Raw genomic sequence first — 17,241 nt, 5'->3', positions numbered from 1 at the left:
ACGTCTTTAATGGCATAACAGCTAGTGCTCATATCATGAAACTGCTCACTAACGTCACCCCTCTACTGACCCCTCTGACTGGCATTGGGCATTATACCCGCCAGCTTTTACTCCAGATTATGGCTGACGAATCGCTGAAAGAGTGTAAAGGGATTTCGATGATGGGGGCTTATGAGCATGCTGAACTCGAAAAGCTCTTGCTCCCGACGATGGCTGCGAGCAAAGGAAGCACATCGAACACAACATCCAAAACAAAGCTGATCAATATTGCCCGCCAAGTACCCTATGCTCGAAGTATAAAACGCATACTGGAGCAGTACAGAGCGCTTCAGACAGCAAAGAAGTGTCATGACTTCCTCTACTGGGAACCAAACTACACGTTACTTCCTCTGGAAAATCCGTCAGTACTTACGGTGTACGACTTATCACACCTTCACTTTCCGCAATACCATCCTGCTGAACGTGTGAGTTTATTGGCAAACAAACTAGAGAGCAGCCTCAATCAGGCACAAAAGATTGTAACCATCTCTGAATATACGCGTAACGATATTGTCCAGCAGTTTGGCATCTCTGCAGATAAGATCGATATTGTATCGCCGGCGGTTTGCGATAGTTTTAGGGAAGTTTACACGTCCGACCAGCTCGCTAACGTCAGAAGAACCTATTCGCTCCCTGAAAGCTATATTCTATCCGTCGCAACTTTGGAGCCGAGAAAGAATATCGAAGGCCTAATAAAAGCTTTTTCTGATTTACCTGCGCCACTGCGTAAGCGCTTTCCTTTGGTGCTGGTTGGCGCACGAGGCTGGCTCAATGAGGAACTGGAGAAAGTGCTAACACCACTCCTAAAAAAGGGCGAAGCTTTTAGATTAGGTTATGTTAGCCAGGCAGATCTTCCGCTGATCTATGCGCAGGCAACGTGCATGGTATACGTCTCATTTTTCGAAGGATATGGGATGCCAGTAGCAGAGGCGATGGCCTCCGGTGTTCCTGTATTAACCTCAAAGACCAGTTCTATGCCCGAAGTTTCGCAGTCGAGTGCCTTACTTGCAGATCCCTACGATAGAGAAAGCATTACTTCATCGTTACTGGAGTTGCTAGAAGACCAAGACCTGAGATCACGCCTATCCAATCAAGGCAGGATAATTGCAGCAGAATATACCTGGAAGAGTTCAGGCGAACGCTTAATGAACACTCTGAAACAGGCCAGTACGGCTTAAGGCGCCTTTATACTAAATTTAATATTTAAGTTATCTCACGAGGAAGATAAAAAGCAGCATTTCTTTTATAGCTTATTTATCTTCATCTGCTTAGGCACTGTCACAACCAACGATATAGCCTTTGTGTTAACGCTATTGATTGGTTTACTGAAAGAGATCTGGGATCACTATTTCGGGAGCGGATTCTGCTGGTACGATATGATCGCCAATATATTGGGTATCTTTCTCGGCGTGTTGATGAGTGTCAGCTTACCCATTAAGTACCTCACCTTATAGTAAGGTACACCCAATACTTTCTACCTCCACACAGACAAGGCTAGTGCCTGATTATATCCAAAGACGATACTCCAGCCGTTCCATTGTAAAGATAGTCCTCAATTCCGGTTGATGGCTCGTAACCGCTCACCAGCTTCTTTAACTTCTCAGAAATCTGCAGATAATCACCACTGTGTAACAAGGCTTCCATTTCAACAAGTTCTGCGTTCATCTCAGGCCATTCTAAAAACGCTTCTGAGGACCGCAATATCATTGGATGATCGGTACCTTGAGCATTACCACCAATCAAAAGCTCCTCATATAGCTTCTCGCCCGGCCTCAAACCTGAAAAGACAATTTCGATTTCCCCTTCAGGATAAGCTTCATCCCTGACAGAGTATCCCGCAAGAACGATCATCTCCTTTGCGAGATCAACTATTTTTACCGATTCTCCCATATCGAGTAAGAATACATCACCGGTATGCCCCATCGCTCCAGCCTGAATCACAAGGGATGCGGCCTCTGGAATCGTCATAAAATAGCGAGTCATTTTCTCGTGAGTGACCGTTACAGGACCACCCCGTGCAATTTGCTGACGGAACAGCGGAATAACAGACCCGGATGAGCCAAGCACATTCCCAAAACGCACCATTGAGAAGCACACCTTATTGCCAGCACTTGCTTCACGATGACTAATAGCCTGCAAACTCATTTCAGCCATCCGTTTGGTCGCTCCCATAATGTTCGTTGGGCGTACGGCTTTGTCAGAAGAAATTAATACAAAATTCTTAACGCCCGTCGCAATAGCAGCCTCTGCGGTTTTGATGGTACCAAACAAATTGTTGCGTATGCCCGAAACAATATTATGCTCGACCAGAGGAACATGTTTATACGCCGCAGCATGATAAACGGTCTCAACTGAATACTTTCGCATAATATCTTCTAAATGCTTTTGATCCTGAACTGTACCCAACATTGGATAAACCAGAACATCGAGCTGATTGGCAGAAATGCTTTCTGACAGCTCCTTCTCGATCACATATAAAGCATATTCCGACAGTTCAAAAAGAATAAGAAGTGCGGGTTTTTGCTGCAGTATTTGACGACAAAGCTCAGATCCTATGGAACCACCCGCACCGGTGACTAGTACGGATTTCCCTTTAATACAGCGTTCTAACAAAGCGCCATCAGGCTTAACAGAATCCCTTCCCAACAGATCAACGACATCAACATTAGCCATATCATTCAGCTGAATCTGGCCTTTAGCAAGGTCACCAAGAGGAGGCATGACCTTCACTTCCACCGGGTATTGCTCAAGCTTACGTATAATCTCGCGACGCCTTTTTGTCGAAAGAGACCTTATGGCCATCAATACTGTATCAACATCATATCGTCGAATAAGGTCTTCAATATCCCCTATTCCATAAACACGTAAGCCCGCTATTTCACTACCATAAACAGACCGATCATCATCTAGAAAACCGACAGGACTGACTTCAGGGCTTATTAATAATGCAGTTGCCATCTGTTGCCCTGCGGCCCCTGCACCGTATATTAACGCGCGACAGGCATGTCTATTTTTATAGCTTCGGCCGACAGGCGTATATTGACGAAACATCCAGCGCCCTAATATTCGGGTACCGCCTACCATTACTAATGCCGCCATCCAAAAGATGATGACTGATGAGTACGGCAAAAGCACAAATAGATCTGCCAATGCTAGAGTGATTCCCCAAACGACCACGCCAATACTGACAGCCCTAACAACTGTCCATATTGCTCGATAGCCTACATACCTTATCACCGCTCGATATAAACCCATTGGAATCATGACAGGTATAGCGCAGACGGGAGCAAGCAAACATATGATCCAATATGAATCCAATATTCCTTTATATGTGCCTAAACTCAAAGCCACTGCTGACCAGCACGCGATAAAGAGCATAATAATGTCAACAAGGACACTAAATACCCTTTTATTTGGCCGGGATAACTGTAAAAACCATTGGAATAGTTTAGTCATAATTCACTAAGTACAGATATTGCTTGAGTGACAAAACAATCAGCAATCATATTTATACCTTTTCCTCGCTAACACCGGACTTCAGGTATAACGCAATAAAGCATAATGGCACATACGCGATAACCACACCCACAACACCTTCAACCAACCCTGTTGCTACGCTAAAAGCAATTGGAAACAGAAATACAACATTTATCCCCGCTACACCTAATGTCACAGGAAGGTGGGAACGATAAAGCCGAGACGCATTCTGATAAGCATGACTTCTATGGGGCTTATAAACCGGTTCCAACGCGATTAAACGTCTCGCTAGTGTGACGCTTGCATCCACGACAAAGACGGCCAGCATAATAACCCAGCACCAAAGTAATACCGGAGATTCCCACGCAGCGTGCACCGCAAGTAAGCCCAGTAAAGCACCAATGAACCCACTCCCGGCATCACCCATAAAAATTTTTGCCGGGGGAAAGTTCCATATCAAAAAACCTAAAACCGAACACGCCATAAACAATGGAGGTACCCATATCATTGAATCGGGAACCACCATCCAACTCAGGAAAGCAAGTGCCAATCCAGATGTAATAGTCTCAATCGAGGCTATTCCATCAATACCATCCATAAAGTTAAACAGGTTCAGAAGCCACACCAGACCTGTTACGATCAAAACAGAACCTATAAAGCCTGCTTCAACACTGACATCATATACTTCGATAGGAGGCACTCCTCCCATCATCACAAGCGCCAAACTGATTCCGGAAAAGTGTACCAACAAACGCCAACGTGCAGAAACATGCCGATGATCATCCACTAAACCCACCAAACATATTCCAGCGCAAGCAAAAATAATGGCTAATAACGACTGCTGAATATCAGGCTCGACAAAACCCAAAGCTGTGAAAAAAACCGTTAGAACTAAAGCAATCGCGACCCCGCCCCCCCTTGGAGTTGGAATCTCATGCGAACTTCGTTCATTAGGTATATCCATCAAACGGTTCTTCAGCGCGTAATAGCGAAAATATCCCGTAAGTAGATATGTTGCGAGAAATGCCAATATCCCAACAAATAAGAACCACATTAAAGTTTAGCATCCTTGTAAGCTTCTACAGTCCTTTTAAGCCCCTCATCAAGACTGTAAGGGGGTGACCAACCGAGCGTCTGAACTGTTTTAGATGTGTCGACCGTCAAAGATTCACATAACCTCTGAGTGAGCGCTCGCTTTCCAAGCATAGTGGATACGGCTATCAACATCCAAACGGGTACGTTAAAGAGTCTGGACTTAGCACCCAAAACATGGGCTATTCGCTGGATCAAAACCGCGGTAGACACGTCATCCGAGTCACTGATGAGGAATACTTGATTAGCCGCATCCTGATGTTCGACACAAGTAACTATGAGATCAACAAGATTATCTACAAATACAATACTTCGACTGTTGTCGACAGCCCCCAGCGGTAAAGGAATCCCTTTGTCTACCAGGTTTAACAAAGTTAAGAAGTTCGCTTTAACACCTGGCCCATAAACTAACGGTGGCCGAATAATAACAAGCTCCAACCCGCTACTCTTAGCAAGCGACATCAATTCCTGTTCAGCTTCCCATTTTGATTGAGCATATGCGTCGGAAGGGCACGGTACATCATCAGCATAGAAAGCCTCATCGCGGGCGGTCAGATCACCATTAACCTTAATGGTACTGATAAATATAAATCGGCTAACACCCGCGGCAATTGCTTGACGTGCAAGCTGAACCGTCCCGTGGACATTAACGGACCTAAAGGCCTTCTCGGGAGCCGCCTCTGTTTCATTCATTACATGAACACGAGCGGCACAATGGATAACAACATTGACCCCCTCTAATGCCTTAGCCCAGTCAGTGTGGGAATCAATATCTCCCACTATATGGGAGCCAGGCTCATCATTATCAGACGTACGAGATCGGTAAGCAGTACTCAATGTAATGGAAGGTCGAGATTCCAGATCTTTTTTCAATGCCCGGCCCAAAAAGCCATTCGCACCGGTCAATAAAACATTCAACTTAAAAGCACCCGATGATGTGAATCTATAGCGTAGTTATCTGATACATAAAAGACAATAAATCCCTTACTATCAAAAGGTTAAACAATCGATTTATTCCGTGAGAAGTTGTCTCTTAAACATCTAAGTGCAAGATCAATATCTGGCTGGCTGCAAGTACACTTTTTCTAACGCGTACTTCTAATAGTCCACAGGGAATGACTCAATCGCTGGATAGTTTAAGCTCTACACTTTCTATCTTATCATTCATCGTTTGCGAACGATCCGTCCGGGTACCCACTCGCATTGAGGTGGACACTCTTGGCGCTCCCATCTCATGCACCACTTCGTGGCAACGTTTGACCGCCGCAAACACCTCATCCCACTCGCCTTCGATATTAGTCCCATAGGCATGCATCTGATGTTCGAGTCCTGCATCATTCAACACCCGCTGACACGCAGCTACATATTCAGACACGGAGACCCCAACACCCAACGGGATTACACAAAGATCAATCATCACCTTCACAGGTTTATCTCCTCAGATGTGTGTTTTGCAATATAACCCGGGATATCAGCAGATATCCCCTTGCTCACGGCGTGCTACCTTTTGCAGCACCTCTCGCTTCTGAGCATCGGTCATCACGCCCCACTCACCAATTTCGATACCGTGGCGGTGACAGGCGATACAGATATCATTTTCATCCAGTGCACACACACCCACACAAGGACTGCGCACCGGTTTTTTTACATCACTCATCAAACTTCCTGCGGTTTAAAGTCTTTCAGGAAGCGACGCATATTGTCCACATAATGCTCAGAGTTAGCTTCCAGAGCTTTAAGTTGCTCATCATTGAGCAAACGCTTAATTTTTGCCGGCGCCCCCACGACGAGAGAGTAATCAGGAATCTCCATGCCTTCTGGAACCAGCGCATTCGCGCCGATCAGACAGCCCTTCCCCACTTTCGCGCCGTTCAATACCACCGCGCCAATCCCCACCAGCGAGCAGTCACCGATCGTGCAGCCGTGTAACATCGCCTGATGGCCGACCGTCACATTGGCACCGATGTCCAGCGTAAAACCCGGATCGGTATGTAACACCGCACCGTCCTGGATATTCGTGCCTTCACGGATGATGATCGGGTCGTTATCCCCCCGAATGACCACGTTGAACCAGACACTCGTGCGATCATGCAGCTCCACATTACCAATCACAGTGGCATTCTCGGCGATGAAGTGTTCTTCACCGATCAGTCGGACCTGCTGCCCTTCCAGCGTATATAACATTCATTCACTCCTATCGGTGTTCCGGCCGTGGTTTCATCGGAATCTGTGCGTCAAACCCAACATTGAGCAGCTCAGCCAACATATACGCGGTTAACCCCCATATAAGATACCCTTCAAACTCCCACGCGGGCACATAATGCGTGACGTCGGTTAAACGTATAGCATCTGTACGTCGACGCGGGTCACTCATCAGGTAAGTCAGAGGCACGCGGAAGATAGCGTCCAGCTCATCTGGGTTGGCTTTCAAACTGACATCATGAGGTACAATACCGACCCAGGGCGTCACCTGCAGTCGGTTTTTGGACATCACTTGCCCCATAGGTGCGATAACATCCACCTGTTCAGGATTTAAACCGACCTCCTCTTCCGCTTCTCTTAAGGCGGTATATAACAGATCAGGATCTGTCAGGTCGTGTTTACCACCGGGAAAAGCAACCTCTCCACTATGACTGGACAGGTGCACTGAACGTTGCGTCAGAATGACTTCCGGTTCGCTCGGATGGTCCGTCAGTGCAATCAATACACTGGCTTTCGGCTGATCTGACGAAAAGCGTCGCGGCGTATAGCTGGTCAATCGGTCTCTAAGATTTTGTAACATAATCCAATGGACACAAGGGGTTTCCGTTCATGATAACCTTGTCCCTGTGCCTCTGCCCACCTTAAAATAGAAAGCACTTCTTTAAAGGATAGATGATGAATTTCTGTAGCCACTGCGGGAACAGCGTACATATTGCCATTCCGGAAGGTGACAACCGTCCACGTCATATCTGTGACGGCTGCGGCACCATTCACTATCAGAACCCCCGCATTATTGCAGGGTGTTTACCGGTATACGAAGATAAGGTTCTGCTGTGCCGGCGTGCGATTGAACCCAGACTGGGTTACTGGACGCTACCCGCCGGGTTTATGGAAAATGGCGAATCAACCGAACAGGCCGCGCTGCGTGAAACCTATGAAGAGGCATTTGCTGAGGTTAAGATTGAAAGCCTCTACACAGTGACCTCCATTCTGCATGTCAATCAGGTACAGATGTTTTATCTGGCCCGCATGGATAAGCCAGAATACGCCATCAGCTCAGAGTCGCTCGAAGTGGAACTGTTCAGCGAAGACGACATCCCTTGGGATGAGCTGGCCTTTCAGACAATCCGTAATGCACTGAAGCTCTATTTCGCTGATCGACAAACAGGTCTGTATCCTCTAAGACACATCTCGCTGGACGCCAGTGATACTCAGAAATTCCGCACTGAATGCCACGATAGCAGCGCCGCTGACTGATTCAGATGTCCGACAGTTGCCACACATCGTATGCCACCTCTTCATAGGGGTGGGCGTGCTTTAAAGTCTCAACGGCTAAGCGGATAAGCTGATCGCTGCAGACCATCTCCACCTTCCACTCAGGTAAGCGTTCGACAGTATCCAGTGCACCTATATGCGGATCACTGCCCGCCAATGGACGAAACTGTCCTTCACCTAAGGTTTGCCAACAGCAGCTATCGTAGTTTCCGATCTTTCCCACACCCACATCAAATAGCGCCTGTTTCACCGTTTCCAGCTGCTCCTGCGGCACAAAAAAACTTAGCTTATACACTCACGACTCCCTTATCCAAGCGCCTGAACTATCCGTACTTTTTATAGTCTTGGCAATTTACTCTGCAACATGTCAACGCCACTGGCGATGCTGATGTGACCCCGGATGATACCTGTTACGATCATAGCCGCGATTGTGATGCCGTTTCCAGCGGTGTGGATAACTCCGATGCGGGCGGTAATGGTTTCTAAAGTGCGGCCGGTAGTGCGGACGATAATGCCTGTTATAACGCTTGTAGTGATGACGGTAGCGGTAGTGAGAAGGATAACTGTAGCCATAGCCCGGACCGCCAAAGTAGAGATCTATCCGTCCATGTCGCCCGATAGGGGCGTGAATACCAAAATCGAGATAGATGCGTGCAAGCGGATCGATGGTAGCAGAGTCCTGATCATCAGCGCCCCAGGGGGATGCCTGAACAGGGATGGGAATATCTTGCTGAACCTCCTGTCCGGGATACCCCAGACTGGCTTCAACATCCGTGCTTAGGATCAGCGCAGACAGGCCCAAAACGAGTAACGTTTTCATGGGACACCTCTTAGCCGAATCTGTCTTACCTTGTCAGTTATACCGCGCTAAGTCTTAATCAGAGGTGAACAGATCCCGGATATCGGCCGCCAGTGTTTCTGCGCTGAGCTGTACGGCCGGTGACAGCGGCTGATCTGACTCTAGGTGGGCAAGCTGGACCAGAAATACATGGATGGGCGGCAATGTAATCTGGCATGCGTCAGCCAGCTGAAGTGTTTCAATTAACCCGATACCATGTGAGGTGATACTGGCCAGACGAGGCTCCCTCAGCAGCTGTACAGCATCCATTTGATGTAATGTACCGGGCACTTCCCCCATGTCTGCCGCATCAATGACCCAGATGTGATCTGCATCCTGCAGATAGGACAATAGTGCCGCACCCGGCCTGTCCAACACCACCAGCTCTACTGACTCAGGCACGATCTGCCGCTGCAACAAGTCAACCACGACCCAACCAAAGGTATCGTCTCCATGAGGCGAGCCAAGCCCAATAATCCGTACGTTCTTCAAGAACGCACCGTCGTCAGCTTCAAAAAGTGGGTGGCACAGGAGATACAAGGATCGTAGTTACGCACGACTTTTTCGCAGTGCAAACGCAATTCATCTTCACTGCGATCCAGACCAAACAGTTGCAGCGATTGATGCAGGTCTTCCTCAATCCGCGCCTGATTTTGACTGGTGGGCGGAACAATCTTGGCCGCTCGGACAATACCCGATTCATCCAGCTGATAGCGGTGCCAAAGCAAGCCTCGGGGTGCCTCACTCCAACCCGCCCCGTGCCCTTCTTTTGCTTCAACGTCCACACAAGATGCTACGGGCATTCGGTATTGCTCAAGAATGCGAATCGCCTCACGCAATGCAAAGCAGATCTCAAGGGCTCGCGCGAGCATGCTGTCAAACATATTAAGGCTGGGGAAACGTCCGGCATAGCGAGAGAACTGATGGGCATCCGCACCGTGTAACGTACTGTGGTTCAGATTCATCCGTGCCAGCGGTCCGACAAGATAGGGCTTACCATCACACAAGCTCCATAGGGCCGTAGAGTGTGGCGCATGCATCTCACTGAAGTGCTGTTCATATTGCTCGGGTGTCAGCAGCAAACCCGATGAGGTTTTTAACTGACCATTTTCGATCGCATAATCATTCGCGGACAGCGCCACGCTCTGAAAATCCTGCCGCACTTCAGGCAGATCAATCATCGCGACCCAATCCACCATAGCCTCCGCTTCAGGCAATACCTGATGCAACTTATCCAATAAGCGTTCGACGGCCATCAGGTCAGGCGCTTTATGAAAACCACCCACCCTTACACCAATCGGATGTACCGAACGTCCGCCCATCAATCGCAGCAACTCGTTGCCTAAGCCTTGTAACTGCAACCCACGCTTCACCTCATGGGGATGGGCTTTTGCCAAAGCGATGCCACTGTCACAACCAAAGAAATCCGGCGCAGCCAACAGATGGATATGCAGGGCGTGACTTTCAATCCATTCCCCCAGATAGAGCAGGCGACGCATTTGCCTTACCCAAGGTCCCGCATCAATATCAAATGCTGATTCAATCGCATTCACAGCACTGACCTGATAAGCCACCGGACAGATACCACAGATACGCGCCACAATATCCGGTATTTCGGTGTAACTGCGTCCTTCCAGAAACTTCTCGAAAAAGCGGGGCGGCTCATAGATGCTGAACTGCAACCGTTCGATCTGGTTGTCCCTGATCTCCAGATGCAAAGCTCCCTCACCTTCAACGCGGGCCAGAATAGGGACTTTGATGGATATATTCCGCTCAGTCATCGCAACGCTCCTGCTGCACCGGAATACAGTCAAAATCGGACGCGATGGGGTGGATAAAATGCATTCTGCGCGAGACTTCATCGGGCACCAGGCCGAGCCCTGAAAAACGCCGCGCCAGCCCTGCCGCATTGCTGCTCTCTGCCGGCCCGTAACATCCGTAGCAGTCACGTCCGAAGCTCGGACATAACGCACCGCATCCTGTACGCGTCACAGGCCCCATACAAGGCTCACCCTGAGTCACCAAGGTACACACCACACGCTGACGTTTGCACTCCAGACAGAGTTTTTCGGCATTATCTTTCGGCACAACGTCTTGCAATAAACTGCCAACCGCCGCAACAACCTGCTCACTGTTGATCGGACATCCCCACAACTCGAAGTCCACCTTGACGTGATCACTAATCGGCTGGGACTCGGGCAGACTATCGATATACTCAGGATGGGTATAGATCTGTGCCGGCCAGTGCTCACGATCATGCGCCAGGTTCTTCAGCGCCTGAATCCCTCCGGAGGTCGCACACGCCCCGATGGTGACCAAATAGTCACTGTTGGCACGAATACGCTGAATACGTTCCACATCATGCGCGGTGACGACACTGCCTTCAACAAAGGCAATATCGACCCGGTAGTCTTCTGCCAACGGTCCGGCTTCAGCAAAGTGCACAATATCCACCTGCTCCGAAAGCTCCAGCAATCCGGCCCCCATGTTGAGAAAAGCCAGCTGACACCCATCACAGGAACTGAATTTATGCACCGCAATCCGTGGCTTATGGCTCATATCAGATCCCTCGCACGCCTAAAAACGCTTTGACCTGTGGATAAGCGAAGACCGGCCCATCTTTACAAACAAAATCAGCCCCGTACTGGCAGTGTCCACAATGCCCAATCGCACACTGCATGTTGCGCTCCATACTGAGATAGATCTGATCCTCTATCACCCCCATCGCCATCAGTTTTTCGCTGGCCGCTTTCAACATGCCTTCGGGGCCACACAACATGGCAATCGTATTCGCCGGATCACCCTGAGACTGATCAAATACTTCCGTCACACGCCCGTGGTGATAGGGCCAGAGCGTGCCTCCGTGATCGACGGCAATCAGCACCTGCGTTTTAGGCAAACTGTTCCAATAGTCGTAGCGCGCACGCCAGATCAACTCATCAGAGTGTTTAACCCCCTGAATGATGGTCAGTTGACCAAAATGCTGTCGTCGCATCAGCACATAGTTGATCACGGCAACCACGGGGGCACAGCCAAGCCCACCCGTCACAATCATGACGTCCTTGCCTTCCGCCTCAGCCATCGGCCATCCCCGACCAAAAGGGCCTCGTAAACCGAGCTGATCACCCTCACGCAGCTTCGCCAAACCATCCGTGACACGACCCACCGCGCGAATCGTGTGATCAATTAGGGTTTCATCCTGTGGATCGGAGACAATAGAGATCGGCACTTCACCCACGCCAAACAGGTACAACATATTGAACTGGCCGGGGACAAAACGATACGCAGCGCGCTGATCCGGATCGACCAGCCGTAACCGCAGGGTAAAAATACTGGGAGATTCCTGCACAAACGCCACCACCTCTGCCGCTATGGGTAACGTGGCACTGATCGGATCGGTTCCAGGGAGACACACCTCACTCATACCTCATCCTCCCCGCTAACAATGCGTGCTTCCTTCACGAAATCGATCTCAGCGGGACACCAGGTTGTACAGCGCCCACACCCGACGCAACCACTACGTCCATATTGCGCGTGCCAGCTATCCAGCTTGTGTGTCATCCATTGGCGGTAACGGCTCTTAGTGTCAGGACGCACCTGAAATCCCGCTAAGTAGCCATGATCAGCGGTGAAACAAGAATCCCATTCACGCACATGGTCACTCTGCTCACCATCCAGCGTGACCACATCACCCTCACTGTGACAGAAACAACTGGGACACACTTGGGTGCAGTTACCACAGGCTAAACACCGTTCCGCAATATCATCCCAACGCGGATGGTCGTGGTTGTTTTGCAAAATGTTCATCAGCGGGATATCAGGCAGAGCACGCTGCTGCACCTCAACGGCGTGCTTATACTGCGCATATTGTGCAGACAGTTGTTCTTCTGACGCGGGCTTCAGACGAAGCGTTGCGATCAAGTCTTCGGCCTCATCACTGCCCACTTCAATCAGGAATCCGTCATCTAACTCAGTCAGGTTCAGATCAAATCCCATCCCGGCCGCAGGGCCGTCACCCGTTGATGCACAAAAACAGGTATCGGCGGGACGCGCGCAGTTAACCGAGATCAGGAATAACCCCTTGCGCCGCGCTTCATACCATGGGTCTTTGAATTCACTTTTGAGGAAATGCAGATCTTGTAACCGCAGACCAGCAAGATCACAGGCCCTGACACCTAACACCGCTCGCTTCTGGATGACCGGCTCTGGTGGAATAAATTCAATGGCACCCTCGCTCGAACGGCGGGCCTGCCAGATCACCTCTCGCGGGGCGAATAGAAACGGCTTGAGTGACTCGGGACCATTCGCCCAGTCAAAATAACGCACTGAGGGTGTATTCCCGAGACGATAGTACCCCGCGGCCTGATGATCATTAACCCCCTGCGGCAACTGGGTTACATCCTGCAGGTTGAGATACACAATGGCGCCGTCACGCACTTGAGGTCCAAATACCTCATAGTCGTGCAGCTGTAACAGTTCCACCAGCTGCTGCAGATGTTCACGTGGTAAAAAACCGGCAAGTTGTGGCTGCATAGCAATTCAGCTCCCCGAAGACGCGTATCATGTTTGCCCCGGAGGCTCCTGGACAAAATTTCACCGTATCTGCCAGATTAGAGCATGAACGGGAGATTAGAAAGGCGGAAAGCCCCACTATTGATATAGATTGGGACGGCGTTCATTCACGGCTTCCGCTCTTAGAAAAATGACCCGCTATACTTGCTGTATATCCAACAGCAGGATTTAGGCCGTGCCGATACGAACATATCTGTCATGGATGATCTGCTCACTTCTGCTTTTGATTGGTTTGGCGATGCCATCCATTCTGGCTCAGGACACAACCAGCCGTGACATATGGCACTTGAAGATATCCGGTGTTATTGGTCCTGCCAGCGGTGATCTGCTGGTCCGTACACTGAGCGACGCCAATGAGAAAAAAGCCCACCTGTTAGTTCTGCATCTGGATACGCCCGGCGGTCTCGATACATCAATGCGCAACATGATTCAGGCCATTATTGATTCCCCCGTGCCTGTTGCCACCTTTGTTCATCCTAAAGGGGCCCGTGCCGCCAGTGCCGGAACCTACTTGTTGTACGCCAGCCACATCGCCGCGATGGCACCGGCCACCAATCTGGGAGCCGCCACGCCGGTACAGATTGGCATGACACCGCCACAGCCCAAAGATCCAACCCGCAAAGATGACAAAGAAGACTCCCTGGGTGAAGCGGCCCAGAATCCGATGCAAAAAAAGATCATGAACGATGCCGCCGCCTACATTCGGGGACTGGCCGATCTGCACGGACGTAACGCCGACTGGGCGGAAAAAGCGGTGCGCGATGCCGCCAGCCTGAGTGCCTCGGCAGCACTAAAAGAGGGAGTGATAGATCTGATGGCGAATGATCTCCACGATCTGTTACAGCAACTGGATGGACGAGAAATCAAAGTCCGTGACCAGCCTTATCAACTCATGACAACACAAGCCCGCCTCTACGAAGTCACCACCGACTGGCGCTACGATTTTCTCTCGGTGATCACCAACCCTAACGTTGCCTACATCCTGATGCTGGCAGGTCTCTACGGTCTGTTACTGGAGTTCTATAACCCAGGAGTGGGGTTGCCTGGTGTTATCGGTGGTATCAGCTTACTCATCGCACTTTACGCCTTCCAGCTGCTGCCGGTGAGCTACGCAGGGTTGGCTCTGATTGCGCTGGGCGTCGGCCTGATGGTCACGGAAGCCATGTCTCCCAGCTTTGGTATATTTGGTATCGGCGGCGCAGTCTCATTTGCCATCGGCTCCGTACTGTTGATGGACACCGAGCTACCCGCGTTTCAAATTGCAATCCCGGTCATTGCAGCCTTTACCGCTGTCACCGGTGGGCTTTGCATATTTGTGCTGGCGATGGCACTGCGTTCACGGCGCAGCGCGGTTGTGAGCGGCACCGGCATGCTGGTCGGCGCGAAAGCACTGGCACTGGAAGACTTTCATGAACTGGGCAAGGTCCAACTACACGGCGAAATCTGGAACGCCCAATCCGCTTCCCCAATCAACGCAGGCGAACAGGTAACGATCCTCAACGTGAAAGGACTGCTACTGGAAGTTACCAAAGACGACCGTCCAACAACGGGAGATCCCCAATGATCACACTATATTTTTACATCAGTATGGTTGTACTGGTCCTCGCCCTGCTGATCAGCACCTTCCGTATCCTGCGAGAGTATGAACGTGGTGTCATTTTTCTTCTCGGGCGCTTTTACAAGGTGAAAGGCCCCGGACTGATCATCGTCATCCCGCTGATCCAGACGATGGTTCGCGTGGACATTCGTATAGTGGTCATGGACGTACCGACACAAGATGTCATCTCGCGGGATAACGTCTCGGTGATGGTCAATGCCGTGGTGTACTACCGCGTAGTGGACTCGCAAAAAGCCATTATCAATGTGGAAAACTTCCACGAAGCCACCAGCCAACTGGCGCAAACCACATTACGTTCTGTCCTCGGACAGCACGAACTGGATGAAATGCTGGCCTCACGCGACACACTCAATCGGGATATCCAGACCATCCTCGATCAGCAGACCGATGACTGGGGCATCAAAGTTAGTAATGTAGAGATCAAACATGTTGATCTGAACGAATCGATGATCCGTGCAATCGCAAAACAAGCGGAATCGGAACGTGAACGACGGGCAAAAGTTATCCACGCCATAGGGGAACTGGAAGCCTCAGAAAAGCTAAGCGCAGCCGCTGAGATCCTGTCCAAGCAACCCCAGGCTTTGCAGCTGAGATACCTTCAAACGCTGACAGAGATCGCTGGCGAGCACAGCAATACCATCGTTTTCCCACTACCGATTGATATGATCAACAGTCTTCGCGAAAACATGGCCCGCGCTGAAAAATGAGCGTTGTAAATACTGCACTTTGACATAGAGATCGCCTACCATCGCGTTATCCACACGTGTATATAGAAGGGATTGCGCTTTGCAGGACATCGTTCAACACACCCAAACGGTCGCGCTAACCGACAGCGTTAGTCGTTTCCAGAAAGAGTTACCTGCGTTACCTATGCTGTTGGTCCGCAACCAGAGCTGCGAGGCGGTCATTGCAGTTCAAGGGGCGCAGGTACTCCAGTTCAAACCCCAAACGGGAGCAGAACTGCTCTGGCTCAGCCCTAACGCCGTCTTTGCCAAAGGCACCGCGATTCGTGGCGGGATCCCCGTGTGCTTACCCTGGTTCGGCGTAAATCAAAATGCCCCCTCCAAACCCAAGCACGGCTTTGTCCGAAATCAGGACTGGCAACTCAGCGAAATTCAGGAACCTGACCCGAAAACGACCCTGCTGGTTTTTACGTTCGCATCCAACGCCGAAGATCTGGCTCTCTTCCCGCATCCATTTACCGCCCAACTACAGATCACACTATCGAATGAGATCGAGCTTAAACTCACACTCCACAATCATTCAGATTCAGACGCCGAATTCAGTTGGGCACTGCACAGCTATCATCCGGTAGCCGATCTGGCATCCGCTGCTGTTACAGGACTGTCGGGTCTGGACTATCTGGATAACCTGCGAGGGCTTCAACCCACGTATCAGGACGGTAATATCCGCTTTAGCGGCGAAGTTGATCGTGTCTATGAATCCGTACCCACCTCCCAGCAGATACTCGGTGAGCCCGCTATCACCATCCGCGGACACAACTGCGAAACGGCTATTGTATGGAATCCCGGCGCTGAAAATGCAGCGGCCATGAACGATGTTGGTGAAGGGATCCATCAGCAGTTTATCTGCGTAGAAAGAGGCGCGGCATTCGGCAACCGCTGGGTCCTGGTGCCGAATGAGAGCCGTCAGGCAACCCTACAGATCACCGGGTCATCTTAGGCGGCAGATCTGTTACCCTCTGGATAAACTTTCTGATCACACTAAGGAGCTTGTATGTCGATCAGCAATGCGGTCATCAACATCACCAATCTGCGCTTACGCACGTTTATCGGATTTAATCCGGAAGAGATGACCAAACAACAGGACGTTGTGATCAACATCGAAATTCACTACCCCGCTGACAAAGCGATGACCAATGACGATGTAGAAGCCGCGCTCAACTACAAAGTCATCACAAAAAAGGTCATATCCCATGTAGAAGCCGGGCACTTTAAATTGCTCGAAAAGCTGGTATCCGACGTGCTCGACATCTGCAGCGAACACGATTGGACTGAATATGCGCGGGTGACAATCGACAAACCCCACGCATTGCGCTTTGCCGATTCCGTATCATTGTCACTGGAGTGGCGGAAGTAACGTCTGGCGGCAGATCAAATTCATCCGG

Annotated in this window: 20 protein-coding genes; 6 read left to right on the top strand and 14 right to left on the bottom strand. The window is 50.2% G+C overall.

Annotated elements, in window-relative coordinates:
- Positions 1–35 precede the first annotated feature (35 nt).
- Positions 36–1,217 carry a glycosyltransferase family 4 protein gene (locus IOQ59_RS01550; protein ID WP_193951489.1) on the top strand — a complete coding sequence of 394 codons (1,182 nt, stop codon included), beginning with the start codon at positions 36–38 and terminating at the stop codon, positions 1,215–1,217.
- A 316-nt stretch (positions 1,218–1,533) separates the two neighbouring features.
- On the opposite strand, the gene IOQ59_RS01545 is transcribed toward IOQ59_RS01550, so the two are convergent.
- The 7 genes from IOQ59_RS01545 to IOQ59_RS01515 all read right to left on the bottom strand — a co-directional run bounded on the left by IOQ59_RS01545 (position 1,534) and on the right by IOQ59_RS01515 (position 7,366).
- Positions 1,534–3,495: a polysaccharide biosynthesis protein gene (locus tag IOQ59_RS01545; RefSeq protein ID WP_193951488.1), complete on the bottom strand. Its 1,962-nt coding sequence runs from the start codon at positions 3,493–3,495 to the stop codon at positions 1,534–1,536.
- A 52-nt stretch (positions 3,496–3,547) separates the two neighbouring features.
- Entirely contained in the window at positions 3,548–4,570 is a 1,023-nt protein-coding gene (locus tag IOQ59_RS01540; protein WP_193951487.1) for an MraY family glycosyltransferase, read from the bottom strand.
- A complete protein-coding gene (locus IOQ59_RS01535; RefSeq protein WP_193951486.1) occupies positions 4,570–5,526 on the bottom strand; it encodes a UDP-glucose 4-epimerase family protein in 957 nt (318 codons plus the stop codon). Before IOQ59_RS01535 ends, IOQ59_RS01540 begins: the two co-directional genes overlap by 1 nt.
- A gap of 202 nt (positions 5,527–5,728) precedes the next feature.
- Entirely contained in the window at positions 5,729–6,034 is a 306-nt protein-coding gene (locus tag IOQ59_RS01530) for an MTH1187 family thiamine-binding protein (protein ID WP_371871809.1), read from the bottom strand.
- Positions 6,035–6,079: 45 nt separating this feature from the next.
- Entirely contained in the window at positions 6,080–6,265 is a 186-nt protein-coding gene (locus IOQ59_RS01525) for a DUF1289 domain-containing protein (RefSeq protein WP_193951485.1), read from the bottom strand.
- The gene (locus IOQ59_RS01520) at positions 6,265–6,792 is read right to left on the bottom strand and encodes a gamma carbonic anhydrase family protein (protein WP_193951484.1); all 528 of its coding nucleotides are present in this window, start codon (positions 6,790–6,792) and stop codon (positions 6,265–6,267) included. Before IOQ59_RS01520 ends, IOQ59_RS01525 begins: the two co-directional genes overlap by 1 nt.
- Positions 6,793–6,802: 10 nt before the next feature.
- Entirely contained in the window at positions 6,803–7,366 is a 564-nt protein-coding gene (locus tag IOQ59_RS01515) for a CoA pyrophosphatase (protein ID WP_228050592.1), read from the bottom strand.
- Between the two features lie 119 nt (positions 7,367–7,485).
- Here IOQ59_RS01515 and IOQ59_RS01510 point away from each other — a divergent pair, with 119 nt between their 5' ends.
- The gene (locus IOQ59_RS01510) at positions 7,486–8,067 is read left to right on the top strand and encodes an NUDIX hydrolase (RefSeq protein WP_193951482.1); all 582 of its coding nucleotides are present in this window, start codon (positions 7,486–7,488) and stop codon (positions 8,065–8,067) included.
- A gap of 1 nt (position 8,068) precedes the next feature.
- Here IOQ59_RS01510 and IOQ59_RS01505 read toward each other — a convergent pair whose 3' ends face one another.
- The 7 genes from IOQ59_RS01505 to IOQ59_RS01475 form a co-directional block, all read right to left on the bottom strand.
- A complete protein-coding gene (locus tag IOQ59_RS01505; RefSeq protein WP_193951481.1) occupies positions 8,069–8,380 on the bottom strand; it encodes a YqfO family protein in 312 nt (103 codons plus the stop codon).
- Positions 8,381–8,452: 72 nt separating this feature from the next.
- Positions 8,453–8,905 carry a hypothetical protein gene (locus IOQ59_RS01500; protein WP_193951480.1) on the bottom strand — a complete coding sequence of 151 codons (453 nt, stop codon included), beginning with the start codon at positions 8,903–8,905 and terminating at the stop codon, positions 8,453–8,455.
- 54 nt (positions 8,906–8,959) lie between these two features.
- Positions 8,960–9,415 (bottom strand): hydrogenase maturation protease, encoded by a 456-nt coding sequence (locus IOQ59_RS01495; RefSeq protein WP_193951479.1) that lies wholly within the window; start codon positions 9,413–9,415, stop codon positions 8,960–8,962.
- Positions 9,412–10,704: a Ni/Fe hydrogenase subunit alpha gene (locus IOQ59_RS01490; RefSeq protein ID WP_193951478.1), complete on the bottom strand. Its 1,293-nt coding sequence runs from the start codon at positions 10,702–10,704 to the stop codon at positions 9,412–9,414. Before IOQ59_RS01490 ends, IOQ59_RS01495 begins: the two co-directional genes overlap by 4 nt.
- On the bottom strand, positions 10,697–11,482 hold the full coding sequence (locus IOQ59_RS01485; RefSeq protein ID WP_193951477.1) for an NADH-quinone oxidoreductase subunit B family protein: 786 nt from the start codon (positions 11,480–11,482) through the stop codon (positions 10,697–10,699). The genes IOQ59_RS01490 and IOQ59_RS01485 overlap by 8 nt, the downstream gene beginning before the upstream one ends.
- Position 11,483: 1 nt before the next feature.
- Positions 11,484–12,347 (bottom strand): FAD/NAD(P)-binding protein, encoded by an 864-nt coding sequence (locus IOQ59_RS01480; RefSeq protein WP_193951476.1) that lies wholly within the window; start codon positions 12,345–12,347, stop codon positions 11,484–11,486.
- Positions 12,344–13,456 (bottom strand): 4Fe-4S dicluster domain-containing protein, encoded by a 1,113-nt coding sequence (locus IOQ59_RS01475; protein WP_193951475.1) that lies wholly within the window; start codon positions 13,454–13,456, stop codon positions 12,344–12,346. The genes IOQ59_RS01480 and IOQ59_RS01475 overlap by 4 nt, the downstream gene beginning before the upstream one ends.
- Before the next feature lie 214 nt (positions 13,457–13,670).
- Here IOQ59_RS01475 and IOQ59_RS21495 point away from each other — a divergent pair, with 214 nt between their 5' ends.
- The 4 genes from IOQ59_RS21495 to folX all read left to right on the top strand — a co-directional run bounded on the left by IOQ59_RS21495 (position 13,671) and on the right by folX (position 17,213).
- A complete protein-coding gene (locus tag IOQ59_RS21495; protein ID WP_371871808.1) occupies positions 13,671–15,059 on the top strand; it encodes an NfeD family protein in 1,389 nt (462 codons plus the stop codon).
- Positions 15,056–15,820, top strand: a complete 765-nt coding sequence (locus IOQ59_RS01465; RefSeq protein WP_193951474.1) for a slipin family protein — start codon at positions 15,056–15,058, stop codon at positions 15,818–15,820. Before IOQ59_RS21495 ends, IOQ59_RS01465 begins: the two co-directional genes overlap by 4 nt.
- A gap of 79 nt (positions 15,821–15,899) precedes the next feature.
- Positions 15,900–16,796, top strand: a complete 897-nt coding sequence (locus IOQ59_RS01460; RefSeq protein ID WP_193951473.1) for a D-hexose-6-phosphate mutarotase — start codon at positions 15,900–15,902, stop codon at positions 16,794–16,796.
- Between the two features lie 54 nt (positions 16,797–16,850).
- A complete protein-coding gene (gene folX / locus IOQ59_RS01455; RefSeq protein WP_228050591.1) occupies positions 16,851–17,213 on the top strand; it encodes a dihydroneopterin triphosphate 2'-epimerase in 363 nt (120 codons plus the stop codon).
- Positions 17,214–17,241: the final 28 nt, after the last annotated feature.

Origin of the sequence: Pontibacterium sinense (assembly GCF_015209595.1) — a bacterium.
In the GTDB taxonomy this organism is placed as follows: domain Bacteria; phylum Pseudomonadota; class Gammaproteobacteria; order Pseudomonadales; family Balneatricaceae; genus Pontibacterium; species Pontibacterium sinense.
The sequence above is the reverse complement of the archived record's forward strand: the minus strand, read 5'-3'. Positions and strand labels throughout refer to the sequence as shown.

Coding starts and splice junctions, on each gene's coding strand:
- IOQ59_RS01550 (WP_193951489.1), top strand. CDS start 36: ATGAAACTGCTCACTAACGTCACCCCTCTACTGACCCCTCTGACTGGC.
- IOQ59_RS01545 (WP_193951488.1), bottom strand. CDS start 3,495: ATGACTAAACTATTCCAATGGTTTTTACAGTTATCCCGGCCAAATAAA.
- IOQ59_RS01540 (WP_193951487.1), bottom strand. CDS start 4,570: ATGTGGTTCTTATTTGTTGGGATATTGGCATTTCTCGCAACATATCTA.
- IOQ59_RS01525 (WP_193951485.1), bottom strand. CDS start 6,265: ATGAGTGATGTAAAAAAACCGGTGCGCAGTCCTTGTGTGGGTGTGTGT.
- IOQ59_RS01520 (WP_193951484.1), bottom strand. CDS start 6,792: ATGTTATATACGCTGGAAGGGCAGCAGGTCCGACTGATCGGTGAAGAA.
- IOQ59_RS01510 (WP_193951482.1), top strand. CDS start 7,486: ATGAATTTCTGTAGCCACTGCGGGAACAGCGTACATATTGCCATTCCG.
- IOQ59_RS01500 (WP_193951480.1), bottom strand. CDS start 8,905: ATGAAAACGTTACTCGTTTTGGGCCTGTCTGCGCTGATCCTAAGCACG.
- IOQ59_RS01490 (WP_193951478.1), bottom strand. CDS start 10,704: ATGACTGAGCGGAATATATCCATCAAAGTCCCTATTCTGGCCCGCGTT.
- IOQ59_RS01485 (WP_193951477.1), bottom strand. CDS start 11,482: ATGAGCCATAAGCCACGGATTGCGGTGCATAAATTCAGTTCCTGTGAT.
- IOQ59_RS01480 (WP_193951476.1), bottom strand. CDS start 12,347: ATGAGTGAGGTGTGTCTCCCTGGAACCGATCCGATCAGTGCCACGTTA.
- IOQ59_RS01475 (WP_193951475.1), bottom strand. CDS start 13,456: ATGCAGCCACAACTTGCCGGTTTTTTACCACGTGAACATCTGCAGCAG.
- IOQ59_RS01465 (WP_193951474.1), top strand. CDS start 15,056: ATGATCACACTATATTTTTACATCAGTATGGTTGTACTGGTCCTCGCC.
- folX (WP_228050591.1), top strand. CDS start 16,851: ATGTCGATCAGCAATGCGGTCATCAACATCACCAATCTGCGCTTACGC.